The sequence below is a fragment of the Pseudomonas sp. HS6 genome (assembly GCF_023375815.1).
Taxonomy (GTDB): domain Bacteria; phylum Pseudomonadota; class Gammaproteobacteria; order Pseudomonadales; family Pseudomonadaceae; genus Aquipseudomonas.
Genome location: NZ_CP067412.1, coordinates 4863744 through 4890400 on the forward strand (window position 1 = coordinate 4863744; position 26657 = coordinate 4890400).

At 59.9% G+C, this 26657-nt stretch carries 23 protein-coding genes; 13 read left to right on the forward strand and 10 right to left on the reverse strand.

Annotated elements, in window-relative coordinates; all coding sequences use genetic code 11:
- Positions 1-20: 20 nt before the first annotated feature.
- Positions 21-278 carry a 50S ribosomal protein L27 gene (rpmA, locus tag JJN09_RS22025; RefSeq protein WP_016773121.1) on the reverse strand — a complete coding sequence of 86 codons (258 nt, stop codon included), beginning with the start codon at positions 276-278 and terminating at the stop codon, positions 21-23.
- 34 nt (positions 279-312) lie between these two features.
- Positions 313-627: a 50S ribosomal protein L21 gene (rplU, locus tag JJN09_RS22030; protein WP_007950961.1), complete on the reverse strand. Its 315-nt coding sequence runs from the start codon at positions 625-627 to the stop codon at positions 313-315.
- A 239-nt stretch (positions 628-866) separates the two neighbouring features.
- Here rplU and JJN09_RS22035 point away from each other — a divergent pair, with 239 nt between their 5' ends.
- From JJN09_RS22035 to JJN09_RS22045, 3 genes are all read left to right on the forward strand, one after another.
- Entirely contained in the window at positions 867-1835 is a 969-nt protein-coding gene (locus JJN09_RS22035; protein ID WP_249483746.1) for a polyprenyl synthetase family protein, read from the forward strand.
- A gap of 125 nt (positions 1836-1960) precedes the next feature.
- Positions 1961-2302 carry a zinc ribbon domain-containing protein YjdM gene (locus tag JJN09_RS22040; RefSeq protein WP_007950963.1) on the forward strand — a complete coding sequence of 114 codons (342 nt, stop codon included), beginning with the start codon at positions 1961-1963 and terminating at the stop codon, positions 2300-2302.
- A gap of 207 nt (positions 2303-2509) precedes the next feature.
- The gene (locus tag JJN09_RS22045) at positions 2510-2767 is read left to right on the forward strand and encodes a hypothetical protein (RefSeq protein WP_039771721.1); all 258 of its coding nucleotides are present in this window, start codon (positions 2510-2512) and stop codon (positions 2765-2767) included.
- Between the two features lie 49 nt (positions 2768-2816).
- On the opposite strand, the gene JJN09_RS22050 is transcribed toward JJN09_RS22045, so the two are convergent.
- The 3 genes from JJN09_RS22050 to JJN09_RS22060 form a co-directional block, all read right to left on the reverse strand.
- On the reverse strand, positions 2817-3434 hold the full coding sequence (locus tag JJN09_RS22050; protein ID WP_249483747.1) for an FKBP-type peptidyl-prolyl cis-trans isomerase: 618 nt from the start codon (positions 3432-3434) through the stop codon (positions 2817-2819).
- Between the two features lie 126 nt (positions 3435-3560).
- Complete coding sequence (locus JJN09_RS22055; protein ID WP_096820859.1) at positions 3561-3866, reverse strand: DUF6482 family protein; 306 nt, start codon at positions 3864-3866, stop codon at positions 3561-3563.
- 135 nt (positions 3867-4001) lie between these two features.
- Positions 4002-4490 (reverse strand): TIGR00645 family protein, encoded by a 489-nt coding sequence (locus JJN09_RS22060; RefSeq protein WP_007950967.1) that lies wholly within the window; start codon positions 4488-4490, stop codon positions 4002-4004.
- A gap of 161 nt (positions 4491-4651) precedes the next feature.
- Here JJN09_RS22060 and JJN09_RS22065 point away from each other — a divergent pair, with 161 nt between their 5' ends.
- Positions 4652-6481 (forward strand): hypothetical protein, encoded by a 1830-nt coding sequence (locus JJN09_RS22065; RefSeq protein WP_249483748.1) that lies wholly within the window; start codon positions 4652-4654, stop codon positions 6479-6481.
- Positions 6482-6487: 6 nt separating this feature from the next.
- On the opposite strand, the gene JJN09_RS22070 is transcribed toward JJN09_RS22065, so the two are convergent.
- Together JJN09_RS22070 and JJN09_RS22075 are read right to left on the reverse strand one after the other, a co-directional pair.
- The gene (locus tag JJN09_RS22070; protein WP_085732860.1) at positions 6488-6817 is read right to left on the reverse strand and encodes a hypothetical protein; all 330 of its coding nucleotides are present in this window, start codon (positions 6815-6817) and stop codon (positions 6488-6490) included.
- A 243-nt stretch (positions 6818-7060) separates the two neighbouring features.
- Positions 7061-9499, reverse strand: a complete 2439-nt coding sequence (locus tag JJN09_RS22075) for a Lon protease family protein (protein WP_249483749.1) — start codon at positions 9497-9499, stop codon at positions 7061-7063.
- Between the two features lie 321 nt (positions 9500-9820).
- Here JJN09_RS22075 and JJN09_RS22080 point away from each other — a divergent pair, with 321 nt between their 5' ends.
- The 4 genes from JJN09_RS22080 to JJN09_RS22095 all read left to right on the forward strand — a co-directional run bounded on the left by JJN09_RS22080 (position 9821) and on the right by JJN09_RS22095 (position 13382).
- Entirely contained in the window at positions 9821-10309 is a 489-nt protein-coding gene (locus JJN09_RS22080) for a DUF3015 domain-containing protein (protein WP_025108775.1), read from the forward strand.
- Positions 10310-10403: 94 nt separating this feature from the next.
- The gene (locus JJN09_RS22085) at positions 10404-12257 is read left to right on the forward strand and encodes a DUF4105 domain-containing protein (protein ID WP_249483750.1); all 1854 of its coding nucleotides are present in this window, start codon (positions 10404-10406) and stop codon (positions 12255-12257) included.
- Between the two features lie 203 nt (positions 12258-12460).
- Positions 12461-12817 carry a hypothetical protein gene (locus JJN09_RS22090; protein ID WP_249483751.1) on the forward strand — a complete coding sequence of 119 codons (357 nt, stop codon included), beginning with the start codon at positions 12461-12463 and terminating at the stop codon, positions 12815-12817.
- A 70-nt stretch (positions 12818-12887) separates the two neighbouring features.
- A complete protein-coding gene (locus JJN09_RS22095) occupies positions 12888-13382 on the forward strand; it encodes a GreA/GreB family elongation factor (RefSeq protein WP_249483752.1) in 495 nt (164 codons plus the stop codon).
- Here JJN09_RS22095 and gdhA read toward each other — a convergent pair.
- Both gdhA and ettA read right to left on the reverse strand, forming a co-directional pair.
- Positions 13379-14716, reverse strand: a complete 1338-nt coding sequence (gdhA, locus tag JJN09_RS22100; protein ID WP_249483753.1) for an NADP-specific glutamate dehydrogenase — start codon at positions 14714-14716, stop codon at positions 13379-13381. The genes JJN09_RS22095 and gdhA overlap by 4 nt on opposite strands.
- A gap of 327 nt (positions 14717-15043) precedes the next feature.
- Entirely contained in the window at positions 15044-16708 is a 1665-nt protein-coding gene (gene ettA, locus JJN09_RS22105) for an energy-dependent translational throttle protein EttA (protein ID WP_249483754.1), read from the reverse strand.
- Positions 16709-17003: 295 nt separating this feature from the next.
- Here ettA and JJN09_RS22110 point away from each other — a divergent pair, with 295 nt between their 5' ends.
- The 5 genes from JJN09_RS22110 (at position 17004) to JJN09_RS22130 (ending at position 25425) form a co-directional block, all read left to right on the forward strand.
- Positions 17004-20852: an EAL domain-containing protein gene (locus JJN09_RS22110; protein WP_249483755.1), complete on the forward strand. Its 3849-nt coding sequence runs from the start codon at positions 17004-17006 to the stop codon at positions 20850-20852.
- A 240-nt stretch (positions 20853-21092) separates the two neighbouring features.
- The gene (glyA, locus tag JJN09_RS22115; protein WP_249483756.1) at positions 21093-22346 is read left to right on the forward strand and encodes a serine hydroxymethyltransferase; all 1254 of its coding nucleotides are present in this window, start codon (positions 21093-21095) and stop codon (positions 22344-22346) included.
- 276 nt (positions 22347-22622) lie between these two features.
- The gene (locus JJN09_RS22120) at positions 22623-23936 is read left to right on the forward strand and encodes a C4-dicarboxylate transporter DctA (RefSeq protein ID WP_249483757.1); all 1314 of its coding nucleotides are present in this window, start codon (positions 22623-22625) and stop codon (positions 23934-23936) included.
- A gap of 49 nt (positions 23937-23985) precedes the next feature.
- Positions 23986-24690, forward strand: a complete 705-nt coding sequence (locus JJN09_RS22125) for a FadR/GntR family transcriptional regulator (protein WP_096820847.1) — start codon at positions 23986-23988, stop codon at positions 24688-24690.
- A gap of 24 nt (positions 24691-24714) precedes the next feature.
- The gene (locus tag JJN09_RS22130) at positions 24715-25425 is read left to right on the forward strand and encodes a GntR family transcriptional regulator (protein ID WP_249483758.1); all 711 of its coding nucleotides are present in this window, start codon (positions 24715-24717) and stop codon (positions 25423-25425) included.
- A 122-nt stretch (positions 25426-25547) separates the two neighbouring features.
- Here the strand turns inward: JJN09_RS22130 and yjiA are convergent, their stop codons facing one another.
- Complete coding sequence (yjiA, locus tag JJN09_RS22135; protein WP_249483759.1) at positions 25548-26522, reverse strand: GTPase; 975 nt, start codon at positions 26520-26522, stop codon at positions 25548-25550.
- Positions 26523-26657: the final 135 nt, after the last annotated feature.

Sequence of the window (26657 nt, forward strand, 5' to 3'; positions counted from 1 at the left end):
CTTCTCCAGCACTATCGCAGTTAGGCTGCGATTACGCTCACGTAACGACGACCGAAGGCGCCTTTTACTTCAAACTTGATCACGCCTTCGATTTTCGCGAAGAGGGTGTGATCTTTACCCATGCCAACGCCGTAGCCAGCGTGGAATTGGGTGCCGCGCTGACGCACGATGATGTTGCCGGCCTTGATGACCTGGCCGCCATACATCTTCACGCCAAGGCGTTTGGCTTCTGAGTCGCGACCGTTACGGGTACTACCACCAGCTTTTTTGTGTGCCATGAGTCAATTCTCCTAGTGAGGAATTAGGCTGAAATTAAGCCTGAATACCGGTGATTTTGATCTCGGTGTACCACTGGCGGTGGCCCATACGCTTCATGTGGTGCTTACGACGACGGAACTTGATGATGCGAACTTTATCGTGACGACCTTGGGAGATCACTTCAGCCACAACGGTAGCGCCAGCAACAACTGGAGCGCCGATATTCACGTCGTCGCCATTGGCAACCAACAGAACGCGATCAAAAGTTACGGATTCGCCAGTAGCGACTTCCAGTTTTTCGATCTTCAGGTATTCACCTGGTGCAACTTTGTACTGCTTGCCACCAGTAACGATTACTGCATAAGACATGGTATTTCTCCGATAATCCTGCTCACCCAGCTCTTTATAAGAAGAGGTATTGGCTGGCATGGCTGCATTGGGCTGGAGGCCCGATTGCAATTGCGTAAGGCAGGTGCTGCCCAGGAAGTTCAGGGTGCGCGATTGTACGCAAGCTACAAGAGTCATGCAAGTGGCCGTCCATCGCGCCTTGACAGGCCCGGACGTGGGTCCTAGCATGCCGCGCAACCCTTCTGGAGCACCTGTCGCTGATGCAACCCCAAGCTTTCTACCGCGCGGTGGCGGACGATTTTAGCGCCGTCGACGGCATCATCAAGAAGCAGCTGACTTCCCGAGTGCCGCTGGTATCGAAAATCGGCGATTACATCACGTCGGCCGGCGGAAAACGCCTGCGTCCTTTATTGGTGCTGCTGTGTGGCAAGGCCCTGGGTCGCGAAGGCGACGACATGCGCCTGCTGGCCGCCACCATCGAATTCCTGCACACCGCCACCCTGCTGCATGACGACGTGGTCGACATGTCCGGCATGCGCCGTGGCCGTTCGACCGCCAACGCCATGTGGGGCAATGCCCCAAGCGTACTGGTCGGCGACTTCCTGTACTCGCGCTCGTTCGAAATGATGGTCGAACTGGGTTCGATGCCGGTGATGAAGATCCTGTCCCAGGCCACGCGCATCATCGCCGAAGGCGAAGTGCTGCAACTGTCCAAGGTTCGTGACGCCAGCACCACCGAAGAAACCTACATGGAAGTCATCCGCGGCAAGACCGCGATGCTTTTCGAGGCCTCGACCCACAGTGCCGCGGCACTGGCCGGTGCGACCGCCGAGCAGAGCGAAGCCCTGCGCACCTTCGGTGATCACCTGGGCGTGGCGTTCCAACTGGTCGACGACCTGCTCGACTACAAGGGCGACGCCGAAACCCTGGGCAAGAACGTCGGTGACGATCTGGCCGAAGGCAAGCCGACCCTGCCGCTGATCTACACCATGCGCGAAGGCACGCAGGAACAGGCCGCACTGGTACGCCAGGCGATCCAGAAAGGCGGGATCGAAGACCTGGAAAGCATCCGCATCGCCGTGGAAGCGTCCGGCTCGCTGGAATACACCGCGCAACTGGCTCGTGACTACGTAGCCCGTGCGATCAAGTGCCTCGAAGCACTGCCGGCCAGCGAATACCGCGATGCACTGGTTGAGCTGAGCGAGTTCGCGGTCGCCCGCACGCACTGATCAACGCCGCACCATCAAGAAACCGCAGCCTCCGTTGGAGCCTGCGGTTTTTTGTTGCCTGCCATCAGCAGCTAAAACCCTATACAATGTGCGACTTTTAGCGATCCCCTCTCCAAGGAGCCTTAGTGAGCACGTTGCCACCCTGCCCGAAATGCAATTCCGAATACACCTACGAAGATGGCACCCAACTGGTGTGCCCGGAGTGCGCCCACGAGTGGTCTGCCGGCGGCGAAGCCGAAGTGGCGTCCGATGATGCCGTGAAGAAAGATTCGGTCGGCAACGTCCTGCAGGACGGCGATACCATCACCGTGATCAAGGACCTGAAGGTCAAAGGCACCTCGCTGGTGGTCAAAGTCGGCACCAAGGTCAAGAACATCCGCCTGTGCGACGGCGACCACGACATCGACTGCAAGATCGACGGTATCGGCCCGATGAAACTCAAATCCGAGTTCGTCAGAAAAGTCTGAACATGCTGTCTTCCATCCCGCGCCCGACGTGGGATGGAGCTTCGCCCTCCCCCGCCTTCCCAAACAAATCCACGCGATAGCCAAACGCCAGCCATTTTGACCTTACGCAATCTTTACCCGCAAAAAATCCCAAACCGCCAATAGGCGCTTGCTATTTGACGAATAAGAATTATTCTCATTGAAACCCTTTCAATGGAGATGAGAACCATGACTTATTTGATCGACGCCTGGCTGGATCGCCCGCACCCGTACCTCAGGATCCTGCATCGGGAAACCGGTGAAGTCTGCGCGGTACTGGAAGAAGAAGCCCTGCACGAGTTGCAGGATCAAGGGGATCTGGACGTCAGCGGCCTGAGTTCCAGCGAACCGTTGGTGTTAAAGGAGCTGGTGCGCAATCTGTTCCTGTTCTGCTATGCCCGGGCGTTGCGCCCGACCAGTGAGTTGCATCACAAGATCGAAGTATGAGAACGGCGGAGAAACCCTGCGCAAGCCACGCTTGCGCAGGGTAACGGGATTACAGAACGTCGAGCAGCTCGACGTCGAACACCAGAACGCTGTGCGGCGGGATGCTGCCAACGCCTTGAGCGCCGTAAGCCAGTTCGCTCGGCACGTACAGGCGCCATTTGCTGCCGGCATTCATCAGTTGCAGGGCTTCGGTCCAGCCAGCGATCACGCCGCCAACCGGAAATTCTGCCGGCTGGCCACGCTCGTAGGAGCTGTCGAACACGGTGCCGTCGATCAGAGTGCCGTGATAGTGAGTACGCACGGTGTCTTCACGGGATGGCTTGGCGCCTTCGCCTTGAGTCAGCACTTCGAATTGCAGGCCGGAAGCCAGCGTGGTGATGCCGTCTTTCTTGGCGTTTTCAGCCAGGAACGCCAGGCCTTCGCCGGCAGCGGCTTCAGCCTTGGCAGCGGCTTCGGCTTGCATGATCTCGCGGATCACTTTGAAGCTGGCGGACAATTCGTCCTGACCCACACGGCTTGGCTTGCCGGCGAATGCGTCGGTCAGGCCGGCCAGGATGGCGTCCAGGCTGACACCCGGTGGCGGGTTGTCGCGCAGCTGGTCACCCAACTGACGGCCGATACCGTAGCTGACGCGGGTTTCGTCGGTGGACAGATTTACTTCGGACATGACACTGCTCCGCTGTGCGGACGGCCTCAGGACATGCCGTGCGTGCACAGCGCGTCCCGGCGCGCCCGGAACCAAAAGGGCGAGCAGACTAGCACAGTTGTTCCGGCATTGATCAGACCCTCGGGCCTACAGTGCCGAGCGCCAGGCCAGCGGGACTTTGAGGCTTTCTTCACCGCTGGCGCCCAGACCGCACATTTCATCGTGCACCGAGGTGTGCACAAGATTGAACGGCAGCACCGGAAAGCTGTGAAGCACATCCCGCGCATGCTCCACCGAGCGCAGCATCAGCATCTTGCCCTGTGGATCACTCAGCGGGTACGCCGCGCCATGCATGCGCGCCTCCAGCAGATAGATGCCGCCCTCCATGGAGATCAGGTTCAACTCATCGACCTTCTTGGCGATGGCAAACGCATTCAATTCTTGCAGGTTCATGAACGCACCTCACGCAGTGGCGAGTCGGGACGCTTACAGGGATATGCCTCGGCGCTACAAAGCACAAGCCATAAACGACACCGCCCGTCTGTTTCGCAACAGACGGGCGGTTTTGTTACAGCCTTTGACAACTCATCAGTGCTTGGTGAGCTTGTCCAGATAACCCATGGCAAACGCCGAGATCACGAAGGTCATGTGGATGATCACGTACCACATCAGATGCTCGGGATCGACGTTCTTGGCATCCATGAAGATCCGCAGCAGGTGGATCGAGGAGATCGCCACGATCGACGCCGCCACTTTCATCTTCAGCGACGAGGAGTCCATGGTCCCCAGCCAGCTGAGTTTCTCTTTGCCTTCGTCGATGTTCAGCTCAGACACGAAGTTCTCGTAGCCGGAAATCATCACCATCACCAGCAAACCGCCCACCAGCGCCATGTCGATCAGCGACAGCAGCACCAGAATCAGCTCGGACTCGGCCATGGAGAACACGTTGGGAATGACATGAAACACTTCCTGGAAGAATTTCAATGCCAGCGCCAGCAGCCCGAGGGACAGCCCGATATAGATCGGCGCCAGCAGCCAGCGCGTGGCGTACATTGCATTTTCGATAAAGCGTTCCATTGACTCTCACACAAGGGGGTTGTAATCGGCGGCGAGTATACCAGTCCCCCATGACAGCCAGAAACCGCCCGAAAATCCGCTACCTGCGTGTGTGTGACAAAGTTTTTCTGCTAGTGTCCAAACCATTGACAGCCCAGCGACAGTGGACAGGACGACTGGAAATGGATGTGCGATTGCCGTTAACGACTGCCGGAATCTGCCTTGCCCTGATGATCGGCGGCTGCTCGCCCGGTGAGGAAAAACATCCGCTCAGCCTCGAACAGAAGACTGCACAGTTCGAACAGTCGCTGGACACCATCACCGATCCGAAACTCAAGGATACCGTGACCGAACTCGGCGGCTCGCTGCTGTTGCTGGAGCGCGCGCAGCAACGCCTCGACAACAAACCGTCCAGAACCGAATACGGCGAAGACGCCCTCGGCGTGCTCAAGCATTACCCGACGCCCCAGGCGTTGGTCGACACCTTCATCAACGGCCTGTTCGTGCTGCACAAGGACGCCAGCTCCGATTACCTCACCGACCTGCAACCGGTGTTTCCCTTCAACCTCAACATTCCCGGCGGGTTCCTGTTCCCCCATGGTGTGGAATGGCAATCGGTGACCTTGAGCAACAAGCGGGTGATCGCCTACCAGCCCGAGTGGTCGGAAACCGATCCGGGCATTCAGTTGAGCCCGTCCAGTTCCAACGTCACCAACCCCGACGACCTGACCGTGACCTACCCGTTCATCGAAGGCCTGGACGTCGACAAGAAAAGCCAGCCGCGCCCCGAAAGCCTGCAAGGCGAGGTGGAAGTCATCGCCCCGAAACGCCTGCACAGCTTCGATCTTGGCAAAAAAGACATCGGCCAGACCCGAACCGACGCCAACCTCAGCGTGACCTTGCTGAAGCTGGAAAAGAACTACGCCGAAGTCGAGTTCAGCAACAGTCTGCCGCTCGCCCCGGAAGTCGCCAACACGCCGCTCAATCCGCTGATCGTCCAGGCCCGCGACGCGACCGGCCAATATCTGGTGCGCGCCGGCGCCATCAACGAAAGCCCCGAGCAGGTCGGTTTCTACCAGAAACAACTGGCGCACCTGCAACAGCAAAAGGCCTGGAGCGAAACACTGGAAAAACAGCTGAACGACGACCAGCACGCCTTCGAGCAACAGCATCCGCGCCGCTACAACAAGGTGTACTTCAACGGCCCGATCGATACCCTCGAAGTCAGCGTGCTGGATTTTTCCGAAGCGACCGTCACCCGCAAGCCACTGGACCTGCCGGTCCGCGAGTTCGACTCGCACACCACAGCGAAAACCGTGCAACCGCTGGATCTGGCGATCACCGTCTATGACGATCAGGCGCCCAACTGGCTCAAAGGAGCGGCGCTGACCGAGGATGAGCTGAAAAAAAGCATCCATATCCGCCAGTCAGTGGAAGAGCCGAGCGCCGCACGCATCGAGTTCGATCACCGTAAGACCTTCAATGACGAATTGATCGGCGACGACCTGGCTCCCGGCGAAAGCCCGGTGACGTTCTTCACCGAAAAACACAACGGCAAGCTCGACGAGCCAATCGAATTGCCGGCCGAGGCGTATCAGGTGGATCCGTTGCAAGCGACCATCACCTATGACTTGAACCTGTTCCCGGAAACCCCGGCGATTGCCGTCGGCTCGATGCCGCTGTTTCTGGCCACGGTGGCCAAGCAAGCCTTCGAAGCCAAGGCGTTGCCCAAAGGTCTGGAAATCAGGAACAACGCACTGGTGGTGGATCTGAAACTGTTCCCGGCCAGCGAATGGCGATTCTTCGTCAAGGACGACAGTGGCAACTACCTGAAACAGATCCTTTCCGTCAGCCACGACACGAGCGCAGAAGGCCCGGCGCTGTTCGGCGTGCACTATTTCTATGGCCGCCCGACGCACGTGGAAACCTATCAGCGAACCGACCTGGCCACCGTGCAGTACGGCTTTGAAGTCAAACTCGACAAGGCGCAGACCCAGGGCGCTGCGCCATGACCGGTGCTAGTGGTCAAAAACGCCGATGCTGCGCCCACGTCCACCGTTGATCTGCCGTAGCTGGGCTTGCAGGTGCAGGGACCAGATCTGCGGATCATTGGCCAGCTCGTAGCCGTGCATCGTCAGGCTTTCGACGATGGTATCGAGGATCGATTCGGCGGCGATCGGCCCATGAAACGGGCCCTGAGCCTTGATGGCGGAAGGTTGTTCACCGGCCATGCCGGCGGCGAAGAGCAACGTCCACATGCCGTTATCGCCAGCCAACGGTTTGATGGCGCATTCGATACGGGTCACAAGACCCAGGCACTGACGGGTGAGACAGAGGTTGCGCGACATGGCGGCGACCCTCGGTAAAGCCGGTATTCAGCCCTTGCTGAAGAGCTGTTTCGATCCCGTGATACTGTCGATGTCCTTGAGCAGAGAATAGAAGAAAAGTCCGCCGCGCAAGCCGCACAGAACCAGAAGGCGCCGAATGGTCATTGTGTGAATATTGACGTCAGAGTGATGGCACTTTTGCCGACGTTCGCGACAAAACAAAATGGGAGCACCAGGCTCCCATTTTTTTGACCACCGCCTGGCTTACGCCGGTTTGGCCTCGGCCAGCGCCTCCTGCGCCAGTTCCTTCTCGGCTTCTTTCAGGTCTTCTTCGCTGATCATCTCGGCAATCACCCGCAGACGCTCCACCACCCGTGCGTTGACACTGCCTTCCGGGAATTCACCCTCTTCGTTCGGCTCACCGGCCGGCTCACCCACCAGCAGACTCAACGCTTCATCGGCCTGACGCACCGCGTAAACGTGGAACTGCCCGGCACGCACCGCCGCCAGCACTTTCTCGTCGAGCATCAGCGTGGCCACGTTAGCGTGCGGAATGATCGCGCCCTGCTCGCCCGTCAGCCCGCGTGCTTCGCAAAGGCGGAAGAAGCCTTCGATCTTCTCGTTGACCCCGCCCACCGCCTGCACTTCGCCGAACTGGTTGATGGAACCAGTGATCGCGAAGCACTGCTTGAGCGGGGTTTTCGACAAGGCGGAAATCAGCGTGCACGCCTCGCCCAGCGACGCACTGTCGCCATCGACGTAACCGTAGGATTGCTCCAGCGCGATGCTCGCGGAAATCGCCAGCGGGAATTCCTGGGCGTAGCGGCTGCCCAGATACCCGGTGAGAATCATTACGCCCTTGGAGTGAATCGGCTGGCCGAGGTTGACCTCGCGCTCGATGTCGACAATGCCGCTGCCGCCCGGGTACACCGTGGCGGAAATCCGCGCCGGCACACCGAACGCCGAGTCGCCGACTTCCAGCACCGTCAGGCCGTTGCACTTGCCGACCGCTGCGCCATCGGTGTCGATCAGGATGATCCCCGCCAGCATGTCGTCGAGAATCCGCGCCGACACTCGCCCGGTGCGGGTGGCCTTGGCCTTCAGGGCGCGCTCGATGTGGCCGGCGTCGGTCATTTCATCGTTGGCCAGGTGACGGATGAAATCCGCCTCACTGACCAACTGGAACAGATCGCCGATCCGTGCCGACAAACGCCCCTGGTGCTCGGCCAGACGTGCGCTGTAAGTCGCCAGACGCGCCACCGCGTCGGCGGTCAACGGCGCCATGCCTTCTTCCGAAGTACGGGTTTTCAGCAACTGGGCGAACTGCTCCAGGCTCTCGTCGACCATCGGGATGTCTTCGTCGAAATCCACCAGGACGCGGAACATCTCCTGGAAGTCCGGATCGAGGTCCTGCAGCGTGTAATACAGCGACCGCGCACCGATGATGATGACTTTGACATTCAACGGAATGAACTGCGGGTTGAGCGTCACGGTAGCGAAACGGCCCATCTCGCCCAGTGGCGATTCCATTTTCAGCTTGCGCGATTGCAGGGCGCGTTTGAGCGCATCCCACACGAACGGCTCGCCGAGCATTTTTTCCGCTTCAAGGATCAGGAAACCACCGTTGGCACGGTGCAGCGCACCCGGGCGCAACTGGCGATACGTGGTGTAGAGCGCGCCCTGATCGGTGGTGTATTCGATGCGCCCGAACAAGTTTTCATAAGTCGGATGCGGCTCGAACACCACCGGCGCACCGCCGCTGCTCGGATGCCCGACCACCAGGCTCGGCGCGTATTGCTCTTCCAGCAACTTGCGCGCGACCGCATCGGTTTTGCTGTCATCGACCAGTTGCTCGACCACAGTCTTCAGTAGATAAACCTGCACGGCTTGCAGGTAACCGCAGACCGCCGCGTTTTCCGCGTACTTTTCCGACAGCGGCGAAAGCAATGGTTGCAGGGCCAGGGTGATGGTTTCTTCGTTGAGCTGGCGCAGTTGATTGCTCGACTCGCGCTTCCATTGCGGCAGGCTGGCGAGCTCTTCGTTCAGGCGCTCTTCGAGGCCGGAAATATCCTCGTGGAAACGCTCGCGCTCGGCTTCCGGCAACTGGGCGAATTCAGCCTCGTCCAGCGCCTTGCCTTCGAGCATCGGGGTGAACGCGATGTTGCTGCTGTCGCGGTAAAGGGCGACGTCTTTTTCCAGGGCCAGACGCTCGATGATGTCCAGTGCCTTGTCGTAGCGCTGGTTGAACGCGCGGTCGATGGCGCTTTTCTTCTGCTGGTAGGACGGGTGTTCGAACACGGCGGGAAAAGTCGACAGCAAATTGTCGATCAAGCCGTTGATGTCACCGATGAATGCACCGGCGGTGCCCGACGGCAACTCCAGGGCGCGAGGCTCGCGCGGTTCATCGAAATTGTTGACGTAGACCCAGTCCGCCGGGGTCTGCAGGCGTTTGCCTTCGGCCTTCAGGTAGCGTTTGACGAACGAGAAACGGCCGGTGCCGGGCTCGCCCATGACAAATACGTTGTAACCGGGGCGTGGCATGGCCACACCGAACTGCAAGGCTTCGACCGCACGTTCCTGGCCAAGCACACCGCGAAAGGGCTCCAGATCATTGGTGGTAGTGAAGCTGAACTGTTCAGCGGAAAACGGACGGGTCAGCGCTTCGGGCGCTAGACGCAAGCTGGCAGCAACAGGATCAGGCATCGGGCTTCCTTAACAATCAGGCGGGGCAGATAGCGGCATTCTGGCGCTGCCCGTGCCCCACTGGCAAGGCGCGCCACAAGGCAAAGCATAGACAACCGGCCTGCCCACGGTCCGGCCCCGTAAAACCGGGGTTTATTCCAAATGTTGTGCAAAAAATCACGGAACCACGGGAACGTGCCTAAACTCCAAACTGCGCGGCTGGAACTAATACCGGCCCACTGGCGCCACAAGGTCTGTACAAAAACTCGCCAAGCGGCGTTTTTAGGTAGAGAGCGGGGCCAGAACCCTGTCCATTGGTATGCACACAAAGAGAACAAAGCTATGAAACGGATTCTTCTCGGTACTCTCTTCACCGTTGTATCACTCAACGCCATGGCTCAGGCGCCAGGCGGTCCGGATTGCGGTTGGGGCAACATGCTGTTCGAAGGTCAGCGTGGCACCCCGGCTCACTTCCTGGCATCCACCACTAACGGCACCTCCGGCAACGCGACGTTCGGCATGACTTCCGGCACCAACGGTTGCTCCACCAACGCGTCGCTGACCTATGGCGGCAAATCCTGGTTTGCCATGAATGGCATGATGAACGAGCTGTCCGAAGACATGGCAAAAGGCAACGGCGAAGCGCTGACGACCTATGCCGTGGTACTGGGCGTGGCGCCGGAAGACCGTGCGCACTTCGCCGCCGTCACTCACGAGCACTTCCAGCAGATCTTCAGCAAGGCTGACGTGACCGCCGAAGACGTGCATACCAACACCCTGGCCGTTCTGAAAGCAGACCCTCGTCTGGCCAAGTACGCGACTCAGGCTTAAGCTCGACCCCACCCGCTTCTTTCGGGAAGCGGGTTTTGTTTTTTCGGCCCGCCCTCCTTGGGTCTTTTGTTTCTTTCGACTTAAGTTGCCACCTATGCTCAAACGCCTTGCCTGGCTGGCGCTGTGTGTCTGCGCCCCGCTGTCCGCCGCGCCCCACATCGACCCTCAACGTTTGCAGCAACTGGCCAACGATCGTTTCTGGATTTCCCTCGGCCATTACGAAACTGCCAAGCTCGGCGGCTGGCGTAGTTACGTCAGCGACAAGAAGTTCTTCCTCGCCCCCGACGGCAACGAGCACCCCGACCACGAACTGGCCGCCACCGTGCAGGCGCTGTATGCCCCGGCCAGTCTCGGTGAGCAGCACGCCCAGTGTGTCTACCCGGCGCGCACCCGCTGGCTGAAAGATCAGCTCAACCTGAGCGACCTGCCAACGCCGGACTGCGCCGACTTCAAGAAATGGTTCAAGGACGTCTCACCTCACAGCGCGGTGATGATTTTCCCGGCGGCCTACCTCAACAGCCCATCGTCGATGTTCGGCCACACCCTGCTGCGCATCGACCAGGCCGATGTGCAAAGCGACAAGACCTCGCTGCTAAGCTATGCGATCAACTTTGGCGCCTACATCGAAGGTTCGGACAACAGCATCCTGTATGCCTGGAAAGGCCTGATGGGCGGTTATCCGGGACTGTTCGCACTGGTGCCGTATCAGGAAAAACTCTCGGAATACCGCAGCCTGGAAAACCGCGATTTGTGGGAATACCGGCTCAATCTGACACAAGCCGAAACCGCACGGATGGTCGAGCATGTGTGGGAACTGAAGCAGATCCAGTTCGACTACTTCTTCTTCGATGAAAACTGCTCCTATCGCCTGCTCGAACTGTTGCAGGTGGCGCGCCCGAGCCTGCGCCTGACCGAACAATTCCCGCTGACCGCGATCCCCACCGACACGGTCAAAGCGGTGAAGGAAGCCGGGCTGGTGGAAAGCATCGAATACCGCCCGTCCCGCGAGCGTGAATTGCTCAGCCGCGCCGAGCCCCTGACCGGCGAGGAACAGGACTGGGTGCTGAAAGTCAGCGCCGACCAGCAACAATTGCAGGACCCGGCCTTCAAGTCCCTGCCCCGGGATCGGCAAGCGCTGATCATCGACGCTGCGTATCGGCTGGAGCGCTACCGCGCCAACGGTCAGGAGCGTGATCCGCAGCGAGCGCAACGCAGCTTTGAACTGCTGCGGGCGATCAACAAGAACCCGGCGCCGGAGCTGCAAATTCCACAACCGGGCCTGCCCGAAGACGGCCACGAATCACGCACCTGGCAGGCCGGTCTCGGCACCCGCGGTGACCGCGCGTTCGGCGAGTACGGCTTGCGCATGGCCTACCACGACCTCAACGACAACGCCGAGAGTTTCCCCCTCGGCGCGCAGATCGAAATCCTGCAAATGAAGCTGCGCCAGTACGAAGGCAATCATTGGCAGTTCCAGCAACTGGATCTGGCGACCATCCGCTCGCTGACGCCGCGCAATGCGCTGTTACAGCCGTTGTCGTGGCAAGTCACCGGCGGTCTTGAACGTGTACCGGGCAAGCATGATGACGAGACGCTGGTCAGCCACGTCAATGGGGGCGGTGGCGGAACCTGGGCGCTGGGTGACGATGTGCTGGGTTTTGCCCTCGGCACCGTGCGCGTTGAACACAACAATGATTTCGCCGGGTTCGTTTCCCCCGCCGGCGGTTTCAATACCGGCGTACTGTGGAAAAACCCGTTGGGCAATCTCAGTGTGGAGGCCAAAGGCGATTACTTCTTCAATGGCGAAGTGCGCCGCAGCCTGAGCCTGAACCAGCAGTGGGAGTTATCCCGCAACCTCGGCCTGCGCCTCAGCGCCCAGCGTGAATTCAGCCATCTGGCAACACCTGAGACCGAGGTGATGCTTGAGGTGAAGTGGTATCACTACTGAAACGACCTCTGTGGGTGCGAGCTTGCTCGCGATGGCAATCGGTCAGTCGAAATTGAGGTGACTGACACTCAGTCATCGCGAGCAAGCTCGCTCCCACAGGGATTTTCGGTGTTCTACAGATTGCTCACGCGCCTTTCACATACTTCCGACGAATCCGCTTCTAGACTTTCCCTATCAGCCGGAAAACGGCGCGGGAGAGTGTGATGTGGCGGTATGCGGTTTTTGCGGGCGTGTTGCTGTTGTTGGGTGGCTGTCAAAGCACCCACGAAGATCTGATTGCCAAGGGTTATCCACCGGCGTTCGCCGACGGTTTCGATGACGGTTGCATCAGCGGTCGTCAGGCGGCCGGTTCGATCAGCGGCGAATTTCGCAAGAACGTGCCGCGTTATCTCAAGGACAAGCAATACGCCGAAGGCTGGAGCGATGGCTTCCGCCAGTGCCAGGCGATGCTGGAAAACAAGGACCGCGAAGACTATCGCAACGAACATTGGGACGAGCGCGAACGGGCCTGGCAGCAACAGAAGGATCAGGGCGCCGCGCGGGCTTATCGTTCGCAGTAGGTCGTTTCCAGACATCCGCTGAAACCAAATGCCTGCGACCATGGCCCAACGGTTGTCACAGGAGCCCACCATGAGTCGCGCTTTCGTCAACGAAGACAACGCCGCTGCGCAAGCCGATCAACCGGTCGAACGGCAGGTCAGCACCCAGCCCAACTATGTCACGCCGCAAGGGCTCGCGCAGTTGCAGGCGAAAGTCGCCGAACTGCAGATGTTGCACGCCGAACAATCCGCCAAGGGCGAGCAGGCTGACAAACAGCGGCTGGCCGATCTCGAACGGGATTTGTGTTATTTCAATCAGCGGGTCGGCAGCGCTCAGGTCGCGCCGGCCCCAACCTCGACCGACAAAGTGCAGATCGGCAGTTGGGTGACCTACGCCGATGAACACAACACCGAGCGCCGTGTGCAACTGGTCGGCGAAGACCAGGCCGATGCGGCCAACGGCCTGATCAACTGGGCCTCACCGCTGGGCCGCGCGCTGCTTGGCGCCCGGCTCAACGACGAAGTGCTGTGGCAGCGCCCGGCCGGCAATCAACTGATCGAAGTGATTCGCATCGATCTGCCTTAAACCACGCCTTGCGCCAGCATCGCGTCGGCGACTTTGACGAAGCCGGCGATGTTCGCGCCTTTGACGTAGTTGATCCGGCCGTTTTCCTCACCGTAATGCACGCAAGCGTGGTGGATCGACTGCATGATTGCGTGCAGCTTGCTGTCCACCTCGCCCGCCGTCCACAGCAGACGCATGGCGTTTTGCGACATCTCCAGCCCACTGACCGCCACGCCGCCCGCATTCGATGCCTTGCCCGGCGCGAACAGGATGCTGGCCTCGATAAAGATATCCACCGCCTCAAGGGTGGTCGGCATGTTCGCGCCTTCGGCCACGCACACGCAGCCGTTGCGCAACAAGGTGCGGGCGGCTTCGGCGTCGAGTTCGTTCTGGGTGGCGCATGGCAGCGCGATGTCGCACGGCAGAGACCATGGCAAATGACCGGCGCGGAACTCCAGGCCGAATGCCGCCGCCAATTCGCTGATCCGCCCGCGCTTGACGTTCTTCAGTTCCAGCAGCGCCAGCCATTGTTCTTCGCTCAGGCCTGCCTCGCAGTACAACGTGCCTTCGGAGTCGGACAGGGAAATCACCTTGCCGCCCAGATCCATCACTTTGCGGGCCGCGTATTGCGCGACGTTGCCGGAACCGGAGATCGCCACGCGTTTGCCTTCGACGGTCTGCTCGCGGCGCTTGAGCATTTCCTCGGCAAAATACACGCAACCGAAACCGGTGGCTTCCGGGCGGATCAGACTGCCGCCGTAGGTCATGCCCTTGCCGGTCAGCACGCTGGTGAACTGGTTGCTCAGGCGTTTGTACTGGCCGAACAGAAAACCGATCTCCCGTGCGCCGACACCGATATCACCGGCCGGCACGTCCACGTCGGCGCCGATGTGGCGGTACAACTCACTCATGAACGCCTGGCAGAAACGCATGACTTCAGCGTCGCTCTTGCCCTTCGGGTCGAAGTCGGAACCGCCCTTGCCGCCACCCATGGGCAACGAGGTCAGGGAGTTCTTGAAGGTCTGTTCAAAGGCGAGGAATTTCAGCACGCCCATATTCACCGAAGGATGGAAGCGCAAACCGCCCTTGTACGGACCGATGGCGCTGTTCATCTGGATGCGGAAACCGCGATTGACCTGCACCTTGCCCTGATCGTCGACCCACGACACCCGGAACACCACTGCCCGTTCCGGTTCGCAGATGCGCTCCAGAATGCCCGACGTCAGATAGTGCGGATTGGCTTCGAGAAACGGCCACAGGCTGCGCAGGACTTCTTCGACAGCCTGGTGGAATTCGGGTTGATCCGGATCGCGTTTTTTCAGACGGGCGAGGAAGGATTCGACGGATTCGATCATGGGAAAAGTCTCGGCAAATTTGTTGTCGTTGGAGGAGATTGAGCCGGACTGTAACAAACGACATGTACACAGCAACAGACAAAAATGTCGCATTTATGAAAACAAATAGTACACACGTTGTAATTTAAGACCTTCATCGACCGTTACTCCGCTATCGCTGGCAAGCCAGCTCCCACAGAATTCGTGCCTTGCCATGGACGGGTTAACACCGCAAAAACTGTGGGAGCTGGCTTGCCAGCGATTTGGCTAGCGCAGTCTTCACGAAGAATTGCAGGCAAAAAAAAGCGGAGCCCGAAGGCTCCGCTTTTTCATGCAACCAACCTGTGATCAGGCCAGTTTTTTGTGGCGTACCCGGTGTGGCTGGGCCGCTGCTTCGCCGAGGCGCTTTTTGCGATCGGCTTCGTACTCGGTGTAGTTGCCTTCGAAGAACACCGCTTGCGAGTCGTCTTCGTACGCCAGGATGTGCGTGGCCACGCGGTCAAGGAACCACCGATCGTGAGAGATCACAATGGCAGCGCCCGGGAAGTCCAGCAGGGCTTCTTCCAGGGAACGCAGGGTTTCAACGTCGAGGTCGTTGGACGGTTCGTCGAGCAGCAGGACGTTACCGCCCTCCTTCAGGGTCAGCGCCAGGTGCAGACGACCGCGCTCACCACCGGACAGGTCCTTGACGAACTTCTGCTGATCGCCGCCCTTGAAGTTGAAGCGACCGACGTAGGTGCGCGACGGAATCTCGTAGTTACCGATGCGGATCTGGTCGGAACCGTCGGAGATCTGCTGGAACACGGTCTTGCTGCCGTCGAGGTCTTCGCGGCTCTGGTCCACGCAGGCCAGTTGCACGGTTTCGCCGACTTCGATGGTGCCGGAATCCGGGGTTTCCTTGCCCATCAGCATGCGGAACAGGGTCGATTTACCGGCACCGTTACCGCCGATCACGCCGACGATGGCGCCTTTCGGCATGGAGAACGACAGGTTGTCGATCAACACGCGATCGCCGTAGCCCTTGGTGACGTTCTTGAATTCGATGACCTTGTCGCCCAGGCGCGGACCGGCCGGGATGTAGATCTCGTTGGTTTCCGAACGCTTCTGGAATTCCTGCGATTGCATTTCTTCGAAGCGCTGCAGACGAGCCTTGGATTTCGACTGGCGGGCCTTGGCGCCTTTGCGCACCCACTCCAGTTCTTCCTTCATGGCTTTTTCGTGAGCCGATTGCTGCTTGGATTCGGCCGCCAGACGATCGGACTTGGCTTCCAGCCAACCCGAGTAGTTGCCTTCGTACGGAATGCCCGCGCCGCGGTCGAGTTCCAGAATCCAGCCGGCAACGTTGTCCAGGAAGTAACGGTCGTGCGTGATCGCTACCACGGTGCCTGGGAAGTCGTGCAGGAAGTGTTCGAGCCACGCAACGGAGTCGGCGTCCAGGTGGTTGGTCGGTTCGTCGAGCAGCAGCATGTCCGGGGCGGACAGCAGCAGACGGCACAGGGCCACACGACGTTTTTCACCACCGGAGAGGAATTCGACCTTGGCGTCCCACGCCGGCAGACGCAGCGCATCGGCGGCGACTTCCAGTTGACGATCCAGGTTGTGACCGTCGCTGGCTTGCAGGATCGCTTCGAGCTTGGCCTGTTCGGCAGCCAGTTTGTCAAAGTCGGCGTCTTCTTCAGCGTAAGCCGCGTAAACCTCGTCCAGGCGCGCCTGGGCGTTCTTGATCACGCTGACCGCTTCCTCGACCACTTCGCGCACGGTCTTTGTTGGGTCAAGTTGCGGCTCTTGCGGCAGGTAACCGATGTTCAGTTCCGGCATCGGGCGCGCTTCGCCTTCGAATTCGGTGTCGACGCCGGCCATGATCTTCAGCAGCGTGGACTTACCCGAACCGTTGAGGCCGAGTACGCCGATCTTGGCGCCCGGGAAGAAGGACAGAGAAATGTTTTTCAGGATTTCCCGCTTCGGCGGAACAACTTTGCCCAGCCGATGCATGGTGAAGACGTATTGAGCCATGGAGAACCTTGGGTCAGTGACAGATGAATGATTGGAGCGCAGGCGATGCCCGGCCAGACCGATGCGCGTCGTTCACTTGACCACTTGAGGGCCATCAATGCGTGCGCGCTGAAAAAAGTCTGATTCTAGGAGCTGGAACGCTCCCGCGTAACCGGCAAAGCTACCTGAATGACGGAAGGCAGTCCAGCCGAGCGGGGCTGGCACTTAGCCACAACTCAAGGCATGCTAGCCGCCCTTTGGGCGTCCGGCTTATAGTGCACGTCGCGCCAGTCCAGCCAAACCGCAGGATTACAGCTTGTCGAATGTCACTCCGCCTACTTCTGTGAGCAGCACCCCACCGGCGCCCGGCTCGTCCCTGCGCGGGACATTGAAAGGCGCGCTGGCGACTTTGGTGCTTTTGCTGCTGGCGTTGCTGTTCTGGCAACTGCTCGATCAACTGCGTGAAACCCAAAAAAACCAGCGCCAGTACACCATCGATTACACCGCCGATCTCGCCTCGCAAGTCAGCCTCAACATGTCGCTGAACGCGCAGATCGCACTCAATCTGCTACCGATCGTCGAACAGCCGCAGTCCACCGACGAACAGCAGGCGCTGCTGCGCAAGTTGCAGCAATCGCTGCCGGACCTGCGCAGCCTCGCCTTGCTCAGCCCTTCCGGGAAAATCCTCAGCGACAGCGCGACAGACAGCAAGGACGCCGATTACCTCAGCGATCTGGTTCGCCGCAGCCACGCCCAGGCACACTATTTCAGCAACGACGACGACGGCTCGGTGGTGCATTTGCTGCTGCATCAAGCCAGCGGCAGCACTCGTGGCTATTGGGCACTGCGCCTGACTCCGACGTTCTTTGCCTCGCTGACCAAACAGGGCGATAGCGGCATCCGTCCGCTGTGGCTGGTGGAAAACCGCATTAACCATCAGATCATCAGCCGCGACGAAGCCCTGCCAACCACCAAGACCAATACCCTGACGCCCGACGATCTGGCCAACAGCGTATTGACCGTGCCGCTGAGCAGCAGCGACTGGCAATTGCGCGGACTGTTTGATCGGCAACATGTGCTGGAAGAATTGCTGCCCGCATTCATCGGCAAATGCCTGCTGGGTCTGGCGTTCTCGCTGTTGCCATTTATCGCGCTGCTCAACATGCGCCGCCGCCAGCGTCAGGTGCATGAAGGACGCCGCCGCTATCAGGACATTTTCGAAGGCACCGGCGTGGCTCTGTGCGTACTGGATCTTTCGGGGCTCAAGCAGGTTTTCGAGAAAGCCCAGATCCAGACCAGCGACCAGCTCAAGGCCTGGCTCGATCAGCCACATCAGCGTCAGCAATTGCTCCAGGAACTGCGGGTCACCGAGGTCAATCAGGTGGCGCTGCAACTGCTCAACGTCAACTCCTGCAATCACGCCTGGCAACTGCTGATCGACGGTCATCCACACAGCCAGTGCGCGATCGGCAATCAAGTACTCGATGCAGTGCTCCAACAGCAAAAACAGCTGGAACTGGAAATCAAACTGCCGGACATCAATGGCCGCGACCAGCACCTGTGGCTGGTGCTGCGCCTGCCCCAGGAACAGCACGACTACAAAGCCGTGATCCTGAGCATCAACGACATCACCAGTCGCAAGCTGATCGAGCTGTCGCTGCTGGAGCGCGAAGGCTTCTGGTCGGACGTGGTGCGCACCGTGCCGGATCATCTGTACGTGCAGGATGTGATCAGCCAGCGGATGATTTTCAGCAACCACCACCTCGGCCAGACCCTCGGTTACAACCGCACCGAGCTGCACCAGATGGGCGAGTACTTCTGGGAAATTCTCCTGCACCCGGAAGACGCTGACTATTACCATCGCTCGCGGCAGATGCAGCGTCACGCCGGTTACAGCCAGTTGCTGCAATGTCAGTTGCGCTTCCGTCATCGCGACGGCAAGTGGCGGCGCTTCGATATCCGTGAACAGGCGCTGGCCCGGGACAAGCACGATCAGGTCACGCGGATCATCGGCGTGGCCAAGGACATCACCGAGCAGATCGAGGCCAGCGAATCCCTGCGCGACAGCGAACAGCGCTACCGGATGCTCGCCGAAAGCATCAGCGACGTAATTTTCTCCACCGACAGCAAGCTCTCGCTGAACTACGTCAGCCCGTCGGTGCAAGCCGTACTGGGTTATGACGCCGAATGGATTTTCCAGAACGGCTGGCAGTCGACCATCGCCAACCCGCAGCAACTGAGCGGCATCTATCACTTGATGGACCGGGTCAGCAAAGCCTTGGACAAGCCCGAGCAACTGGCAGTCCTGCGCAGTCAGGTGCAGACCCAGATGTTCCTGTTCGACTGCCTGCGCGCCGACGGCCGCAAGATTCCGATCGAACTGCGCCTGGTGCTGGTGTGGGACGAACACGGCGCCTTCGAAGGCGTGCTCGGGGTCGGTCGCGACATCAGCCAGCAACGTCGTGCCGAGAAAGATCTGCGCATGGCGGCCACGGTATTCGAGCACTCGACTTCGGCGATCCTGATCACCGACCCGGCCGGTTACATCGTCCAGGCCAACGAAGCGTTCAGTCGCGTCAGCGGTTACGCGGTGAGCGAAGTGCTCGACCAGTTGCCGAACATGCTCACCGTCGACGAACAGCAGGACGCGCACCTGCGCTACGTGCTCAAGCAATTGCATCAGCACAGCACCTGGGAAGGCGAAGTCTGGCTCAAGCGCCGCAACGGCGAGCACTACCCGGCGTGGGTCGGCATCACCGCGGTGCTCGACGATGAAGGCGACCTCGCCAGTTACGTGTGCTTCTTCAGTGACATCAGCGAGCGCAAGGCCAGCGAGCAGCGGATTCACCGCCTCGCCTACTACGACGCCCTGACCCACCTGCCGAACCGCACGCTGTTCCAGGATCGCCTGCACACTGCGCTGCAATCGGCCGACCGGCAGAAGTCGTGGGTGGTGCTGATGTTCCTCGACCTCGACCGTTTCAAACCGATCAACGACTCCCTCGGTCACGCCGCCGGCGACCGCATGCTCAAGGACATGGCCACCCGGCTGCTGGCCTGTGTCGACGATGACGACACCGTGGCGCGGATGGGCGGCGACGAATTTACTTTGCTGCTGCAACACCGCTCCAGCCGCGAGATGGCGCTGAACCGTGCGATCCATGTAGCCGAGCAGATTCTTGGCAGCCTGGTGCGGCCGTTCGTGCTGGAGGGACGCGAGTTCTTCGTCACCGCCAGTATCGGCATCGCCTTGAGTCCGCAGGACGGCAACGAACTCAGTCAGCTGATGAAGAACGCCGACACCGCGATGTACCACGCCAAGGAGCGCGGCAAAAACAACTTCCAGTTCTATCAGGCCGACATGAACGCCAGTGCGCTGGAGCGTCTGGAACTGGAAAGCGACCTGCGCCACGCCCTTGAGCAGAACGAATTCGTGCTGTATTACCAGCCGCAGTTCAGCGGCGATGGCAAACGCCTGACCGGCGCCGAAGCCCTGCTACGCTGGCGCCATCCGCGTCGCGGGCTGGTGCCGCCAGGGGATTTCATTCCGGTGCTCGAAGAACTCGGGCTGGTGGTGGACGTCGGCGACTGGGTGATCAGCGAGGCCTGTCGTCAGCTCAAGACCTGGCACCAGAGCCGCGTGCGCGTGCCGAAGGTCTCGGTGAACATTTCCGCCCGGCAGTTCTCCGACGGCCAGCTCGGCACGCGGATCGCCACCATCCTCAAGGAAACCGGCCTGCCGCCGGCGTGCCTGGAGCTGGAGCTGACCGAAAGTATCCTGATGCGCGAAGTCAGCGAAGCGATGCAGATCCTCGCCGGCCTGAAGAACCTCGGCCTGAGCATTGCGGTCGACGACTTCGGCACCGGTTACTCATCGCTGAACTACCTCAAGCAATTCCCGATCGACGTGCTGAAGATTGACCGCACCTTCGTCGACGGCCTGCCGTCCGGCGAGCAAGACGCGCAGATTGCCCGGGCGATCATCGCCATGGCCCACAGCCTCAATCTGGCGGTGATCGCCGAGGGTGTGGAAACCCACGAACAACTGGATTTCCTGCGCGAGCACGGTTGCGACGAGGTTCAGGGTTATCTGTTCGGGCGGCCGATGCCGGCCACCCGGTTCGAGGCGCAATTCAGCAATGATGCGCTGTTCATGTTCGACTGAGACTTTGTGGGGAAGCCATCGCCAGCAGGCTGGCTCCCACAAGGATTGATGCGGGTCAGGGAATTTGCAGGCTTTGGCGATTACTGTGGCAGCCAGCCTGCTGGCGATTTGGCCGGCACAAACACCGTATATCCGTGCATGAACGCCACTTGTCTGCGACATGATGTCGTTTCATATGCCATCCAAAACCCGATGGGTTAGAATGCCCCCCTTTTCTGCCCCCGATCCTTGAGGACCGCCATGTTCAGCCGTGATTTGACTATTGCCAAGTACGACGCCGATCTTTTTGCCGCCATGGAGCAAGAAGCCCAGCGCCAGGAAGAACACATCGAGCTGATCGCTTCGGAGAACTACACCAGCCCAGCGGTGATGGAAGCTCAAGGCTCGGTTCTGACCAACAAGTACGCCGAAGGCTACCCGGGTAAGCGCTACTACGGTGGTTGCGAGTACGTCGACGTTGTTGAACAGCTGGCCATCGACCGCGCCAAAGAGCTGTTCGGCGCCGATTACGCCAACGTTCAGCCACACGCCGGTTCGCAAGCCAACGCTGCTGTTTACCTGGCCCTGCTGTCGGCCGGTGACACCATCCTGGGCATGAGCCTGGCTCACGGCGGTCACCTGACCCACGGCGCCAGCGTTTCCTCCTCCGGCAAGCTGTACAACGCCATCCAGTACGGCATCGACGCCAACGGCCTGATCGACTACGACGAAGTCGAGCGTCTGGCGGTTGAGCACAAGCCGAAAATGATCGTGGCCGGTTTCTCTGCCTACTCGCAGATCCTGGACTTCCCGCGCTTCCGCGAAATCGCCGACAAGGTTGGCGCCTACCTGTTCGTCGACATGGCTCACGTGGCCGGTCTGGTCGCCGCTGGCGTCTACCCGAACCCGGTTCCATTCGCTGACGTCGTGACCACCACCACCCACAAGACCCTGCGCGGTCCACGTGGTGGCCTGATCCTGGCTCGCGCCAACGCCGACATCGAGAAGAAGCTGAACTCCGCCGTATTCCCGGGCGCTCAGGGTGGCCCGCTGGAGCACGTGATCGCGGCCAAAGCGATCTGCTTCAAGGAAGCACTGCAGCCTGAGTTCAAGGTTTACCAGCAACAAGTGGTGAAAAACGCCCAGGCCATGGCCGGTGTGTTCATCGAGCGCGGTTTCGACGTGGTTTCCGGCGGTACTGAAAACCACCTGTTCCTGCTGTCGCTGATCAAGCAGGAAATCTCCGGTAAAGACGCCGACGCCGCTCTGGGCAAAGCGTTCATCACCGTGAACAAGAACTCCGTGCCAAACGACCCACGTTCCCCGTTCGTCACCTCCGGCCTGCGCTTCGGTACTCCGGCTGTGACCACTCGCGGCTTCAAAGAGGCTGAGTGCAAAGAGCTGGCTGGCTGGATCTGCGACATCCTGGCTGACCTGAACAACGAAGCGGTGATCGACGCCGTTCGTGAGAAAGTCAAAGCCATCTGCAAGAAACTGCCGGTATACGGCGCTTAATTGCGACGTTAAAACCGCAGCATGAAAAACCGGCCAGTGATGGCCGGTTTTTTTTCGTTCACAAAAAAGTTTTGAACCACGAATGGCTCAAGGTCGGGGCCTTGCGCCCAACTGGTCAGACCGGTCATGCCAATTCGTCATTTTTCACTTGCGATCCCCAAAAAACAGCGCCTAGACTGCACCCGCACTGGACATACCGGTAAGACCACAATAATTAAGTCCTGAATCTGATACGCCCCGCGTACGGCAGTCAGGACACCGACCAGGATTCCTCCCATGCTCAGATGGTGCTCGCGTTCAATCTTCCTCCAAGTGGTTCTCGGACTGGTGCTCGGCATCGTCTGCGGGCTGACCCTTCCTGAATACTCGGCCCAGCTCAAACCGCTCGGCGACGGTTTCATCAAACTGATCAAGATGCTCATCGGCCTGATCGTGTTCTGCGTGGTGGTCAGCGGCATCAGCGGTGCCGGCGATCTGAAGAAGGTCGGGCGCATCGGCCTCAAGTCGGTGATCTACTTCGAAGTGCTGACCACCATCGCGCTGGTGATCGGTCTGGTGTTCGCGTTCAGCACCGGGATCGGCAGCGGCGCCAACATCCATCTGGAGCAGCTGTCCGCCGCCGACATGGGCGACATCGCCGAGCGCGGCCAGCACATGCACACCACCACTCAGTTCCTGATGGATCTGATTCCAACGTCGGTACTCGGCGCCTTTGCTGACAACAACATTCTGCAAGTACTGTTGTTCTCGGTGCTGTTCGGCAGCGCGTTGAACCTGGTGGGAGAAGCGGCTTCCGGGATCTCGCGGCTGATCAACGAACTGAGCCATGTGATCTTCCGGATCATGGGCATGATCGTGCGTCTGGCGCCGATCGGCGTGTTCGGCGCCATCGCCTTCACCACCAGCAAATATGGCCTGGATTCGCTGCAACACCTGGGCAGCCTGGTCGGCTTGTTCTACCTGACCTGCATCGCCTTCGTCAGCGTGATTCTCGGTCTGGTGATGCGTGTCTCCGGCCTGCGTATGTGGCCGTTGCTCAAGTACCTGCGTGAAGAATTGCTGATCGTCATGGGCACAGCGTCCTCCGATGCCGTGCTGCCGCAGATCATGCGCAAGCTGGAACATCTGGGCATCGGCAGCTCGACCGTCGGGCTGGTGATCCCCACCGGTTACTCATTCAACCTCGACGGTTTTTCGATCTACTTGACCCTGGCCATCGTGTTCATTGCCAACGCCACCGGTACACCGCTGGCCATGACCGATCTGCTGACGATTCTGTTGGTGTCGCTGATCACGTCGAAAGGCGCACACGGCATTCCGGGGTCGGCGCTGGTGATTCTCGCGGCCACGCTGACTGCCATCCCGGCGATTCCGGTGGTCGGTCTGGTGCTGGTGCTGGCAGTGGACTGGTTCATGGGCATCGGCCGGGCACTGACCAACCTGATCGGCAACTGCGTCGCCACCGTGGCCATCGCCCGCTGGGAAAAGGACATCGATGTACAACGGGCGAACAAGGTACTCAACGGCGAGCAGGGCTATAACTTTCAGCCGAGAAAAACGGTCGCTCAAGCGGCGGCCAAAGAATTCTGAATGAGCGCCGTGCCTGCGCACATGCAGGCACGGCTCATGGAGCAAACACGTGATTACTACATCCACCGTCGTCAACTCAGTGGTAGAAAAACTCCGGGCTGCCCTCGCCCGTGGCCAATGGCGCTCCGGCGAGATGCTGCCGGGTCAGCGTGAACTGGCCGAACAACTGGGCATCAGCCGCCCGAGCCTGCGCGAAGCGGTGATCGTGCTGGAAACCCTCGGTCTGGTGCGTTCGATGCCAGGCAAAGGCGTGGTGGTACTTGACGCCCAGGCCAGCGACAGCCAAAGCCACGACAGCGCCGTGGCCGGCGCCAGCCTCGAAGACGTACTGCAACTGCGCTACACCCTCGAACCGTTCATCGTCGGTCTGGTGGCGCAGTCGATCAGCAGCAAGGAAGTCGGGCAATTGCGCCTGACGCTGATGGACATGCGCGAAGCCCTCGAAGCAGGTGACAGCGAGGCAGGCGTCAGCGCCTACATCGCGTTCCACGAAGAACTGTTCACCCTGACCTCGAACCCGATTTTCCAGAGCGTGGTGCAACAGACCAGCAACGCCCTCAAGCAGAGCGCCGAAGTGCTGCGCAATTCGCCGGAGCACCTGGCCGAACGCCTTGAGGAAAACGAAGCCGTGGTACGCGCGATCCGCAGCAAGAACAGCGCTCAGGCCAGTGCCGAAATGCGCCGGCATATCCTGCGTGAAGGCCAACGCATGGGCATCGAACTGAATATTCCGGATGACAACCTGAGCAATTGAAACGCCTCACACTGGAGACCGGCCATGAACAGTCTTGCCACGCCGTCGCACCCTCGCCAGACCTCGGCGGCCCTGCCCTTCTCCCGCCTGCAGGCGCCGGTGGAGGATCTGTATCCGCGACTGTTCGACGCGATCCTCGAACAGCGACTGCATGCCGCCAGCCGCTTCACCGAAGACACTCTGAAGCACATGTTCGGTGTCAGCCGCGCCGATGTGCGTCGGGCACTGACCCAACTGTCCCACGAACAGATCATCGTGCTACGTGCCAACCACCGGCCGCGAGTGGCCGCGCCGGACGCCGAGCAGACGCGTCAGGCCTTGCACGCTCGGCGCCTGGCTGAGAACACACTGGTGCGGCTGGCTTGTCAGCATGCGCAGGCTGAAGATCTGAAACGTCTACGCGCCTTGATCGAACGCGAACGCCAGGCTGTGGATAAAGATCGACGCGGCGCGGCGATTCGTCTGTCCGGGGAGTTTCATTTGCAGTTGGCGAAAATGGCGGGGAATGCACCGTTGGCGCACTTTCTCGGCACGTTGGTGCCGCTGACGTCACTGGCGATTGCGCGATGTGGCGAGCAGACGCACAGCTGTTGCGCATGGGAGGAACACTTGGCAATTGTCGAGGCGGTGGAGCGCGGAGATATTTCAAAAGCCGGCATGCTGATGAACCGGCATCTGGATCATCTTGAGCAGACGTTGCTGGGTTCAGCCCCTGAGCAATGCGTTGTCGGTTAGATCGCCATCGCTGGCAAGCCAGCTCCCACAGGGTTTGAGGTGATCAAAAATATTGTGCCCGCTGCTTGACCTGTGGGAGCGGGCCTGCCCGCGATGATTTCATCACGGGCGCCGAATATCCCTCAGCCTGCCACGACCCGAGCAAACCCCGCCCGGATCTTCTCTTCCGGCAGATCATCGGCGATAAACACGATCACGCTTTCCCGTGCCTCGCCCTCGGACCACTCGGTGTCCCAGTCGAAGCCGTAGAGTTTCAGCACGCCCTGAAACACCAGCCGACGATCTTCGCCCGCAATGTTCAGCACGCCCTTGTAGCGCAGCAACTGCTTGCCGTGTTCTTCCAGCAATTCGTTCATGAACTCGCTGAGCTGATCGATATCCAGCGGCTGATCGGTACGCAGCACCAGACTGGAAATCCGGTCAATGGACGGCGCCTTGCTGACCGGGCGCAGACTCACCCCGCCGCCGAGATCGGCATTCAGGTTGAAGCCGCGCACGTCGAGCAATTCAGCCAGATCGATGTTGCCGTGTTCCACCACGCGGATCGGCGCACGGCGGTTGATACGGGTCAGGCGTTCACTGAGCGCGGTGAACGCGGCTTCGTCCACCAGATCGGTCTTGCTCACCAGCAAGCGGTCGGCAAAACCGATCTGCGCCTGCGCGATGGTCTGGGTCAGGTGCAGTTCGGCGTGAGCGGCATCGACAAGAGTGATGATGCCGTCGAGCAGGTAACGCTCGCGCAGTTCTTCGTCGATGAAAAATGTCTGTGCCACTGGCGCCGGGTCGGCCAGGCCAGTGCACTCGATGACCAGCCGATCGAAGGCGATTTCACCGCTGTCCAGCCGCTCGAGCAACAGGTACAGGGCTTTGGTCAGGTCGGTGTGAATGGTGCAGCAGACGCAGCCGTTGGCCAGGGTCATGACTTGCACCGGTTCGTCACCCAGCAGTTGGGTGTCGATGCCGGCGTCGCTGAATTCGTTTTCGATCACGGCGATCTTCAGGCCGTGCTCGGCTTTCAATAGATGGCGCAGCAAGGTGGTCTTGCCGGCGCCGAGGAAACCGCTGAGCACCGTTACAGGTATTGGAGAAGACAACATCGATCCCCTTCACAAAATTGATGAACAACACAAAACAAATGTGGGAGCGAGCTTGCTCGCGAATGCGGTGTGTCAGTCAACGCATTCGCCAACTGACACTCCGCTATCGCGAGCAAGCTCGCTCCCACAGGGGGA

Excerpts from the sequence above, each read along its gene's own strand:
- rpmA (WP_016773121.1), bottom strand. The coding sequence starts at position 278 with ATGGCACACAAAAAAGCTGGTGGTAGTACCCGTAACGGTCGCGACTCA.
- JJN09_RS22075 (WP_249483749.1), bottom strand. The coding sequence starts at position 9,499 with ATGCCTGATCCTGTTGCTGCCAGCTTGCGTCTAGCGCCCGAAGCGCTG.
- JJN09_RS22080 (WP_025108775.1), top strand. The coding sequence starts at position 9,821 with ATGAAACGGATTCTTCTCGGTACTCTCTTCACCGTTGTATCACTCAAC.
- glyA (WP_249483756.1), top strand. The coding sequence starts at position 21,093 with ATGTTCAGCCGTGATTTGACTATTGCCAAGTACGACGCCGATCTTTTT.
- JJN09_RS22065 (WP_249483748.1), top strand. The coding sequence starts at position 4,652 with ATGGATGTGCGATTGCCGTTAACGACTGCCGGAATCTGCCTTGCCCTG.
- JJN09_RS22130 (WP_249483758.1), top strand. The coding sequence starts at position 24,715 with ATGAACAGTCTTGCCACGCCGTCGCACCCTCGCCAGACCTCGGCGGCC.
- JJN09_RS22085 (WP_249483750.1), top strand. The coding sequence starts at position 10,404 with ATGCTCAAACGCCTTGCCTGGCTGGCGCTGTGTGTCTGCGCCCCGCTG.
- ettA (WP_249483754.1), bottom strand. The coding sequence starts at position 16,708 with ATGGCTCAATACGTCTTCACCATGCATCGGCTGGGCAAAGTTGTTCCG.
- JJN09_RS22090 (WP_249483751.1), top strand. The coding sequence starts at position 12,461 with ATGTGGCGGTATGCGGTTTTTGCGGGCGTGTTGCTGTTGTTGGGTGGC.
- JJN09_RS22055 (WP_096820859.1), bottom strand. The coding sequence starts at position 3,866 with ATGAACCTGCAAGAATTGAATGCGTTTGCCATCGCCAAGAAGGTCGAT.
- JJN09_RS22120 (WP_249483757.1), top strand. The coding sequence starts at position 22,623 with ATGCTCAGATGGTGCTCGCGTTCAATCTTCCTCCAAGTGGTTCTCGGA.
- rplU (WP_007950961.1), bottom strand. The coding sequence starts at position 627 with ATGTCTTATGCAGTAATCGTTACTGGTGGCAAGCAGTACAAAGTTGCA.
- JJN09_RS22070 (WP_085732860.1), bottom strand. The coding sequence starts at position 6,817 with ATGTCGCGCAACCTCTGTCTCACCCGTCAGTGCCTGGGTCTTGTGACC.
- JJN09_RS22045 (WP_039771721.1), top strand. The coding sequence starts at position 2,510 with ATGACTTATTTGATCGACGCCTGGCTGGATCGCCCGCACCCGTACCTC.
- JJN09_RS22035 (WP_249483746.1), top strand. The coding sequence starts at position 867 with ATGCAACCCCAAGCTTTCTACCGCGCGGTGGCGGACGATTTTAGCGCC.
- JJN09_RS22050 (WP_249483747.1), bottom strand. The coding sequence starts at position 3,434 with ATGTCCGAAGTAAATCTGTCCACCGACGAAACCCGCGTCAGCTACGGT.
- yjiA (WP_249483759.1), bottom strand. The coding sequence starts at position 26,522 with ATGTTGTCTTCTCCAATACCTGTAACGGTGCTCAGCGGTTTCCTCGGC.
- JJN09_RS22095 (WP_249483752.1), top strand. The coding sequence starts at position 12,888 with ATGAGTCGCGCTTTCGTCAACGAAGACAACGCCGCTGCGCAAGCCGAT.
- JJN09_RS22060 (WP_007950967.1), bottom strand. The coding sequence starts at position 4,490 with ATGGAACGCTTTATCGAAAATGCAATGTACGCCACGCGCTGGCTGCTG.
- gdhA (WP_249483753.1), bottom strand. The coding sequence starts at position 14,716 with ATGATCGAATCCGTCGAATCCTTCCTCGCCCGTCTGAAAAAACGCGAT.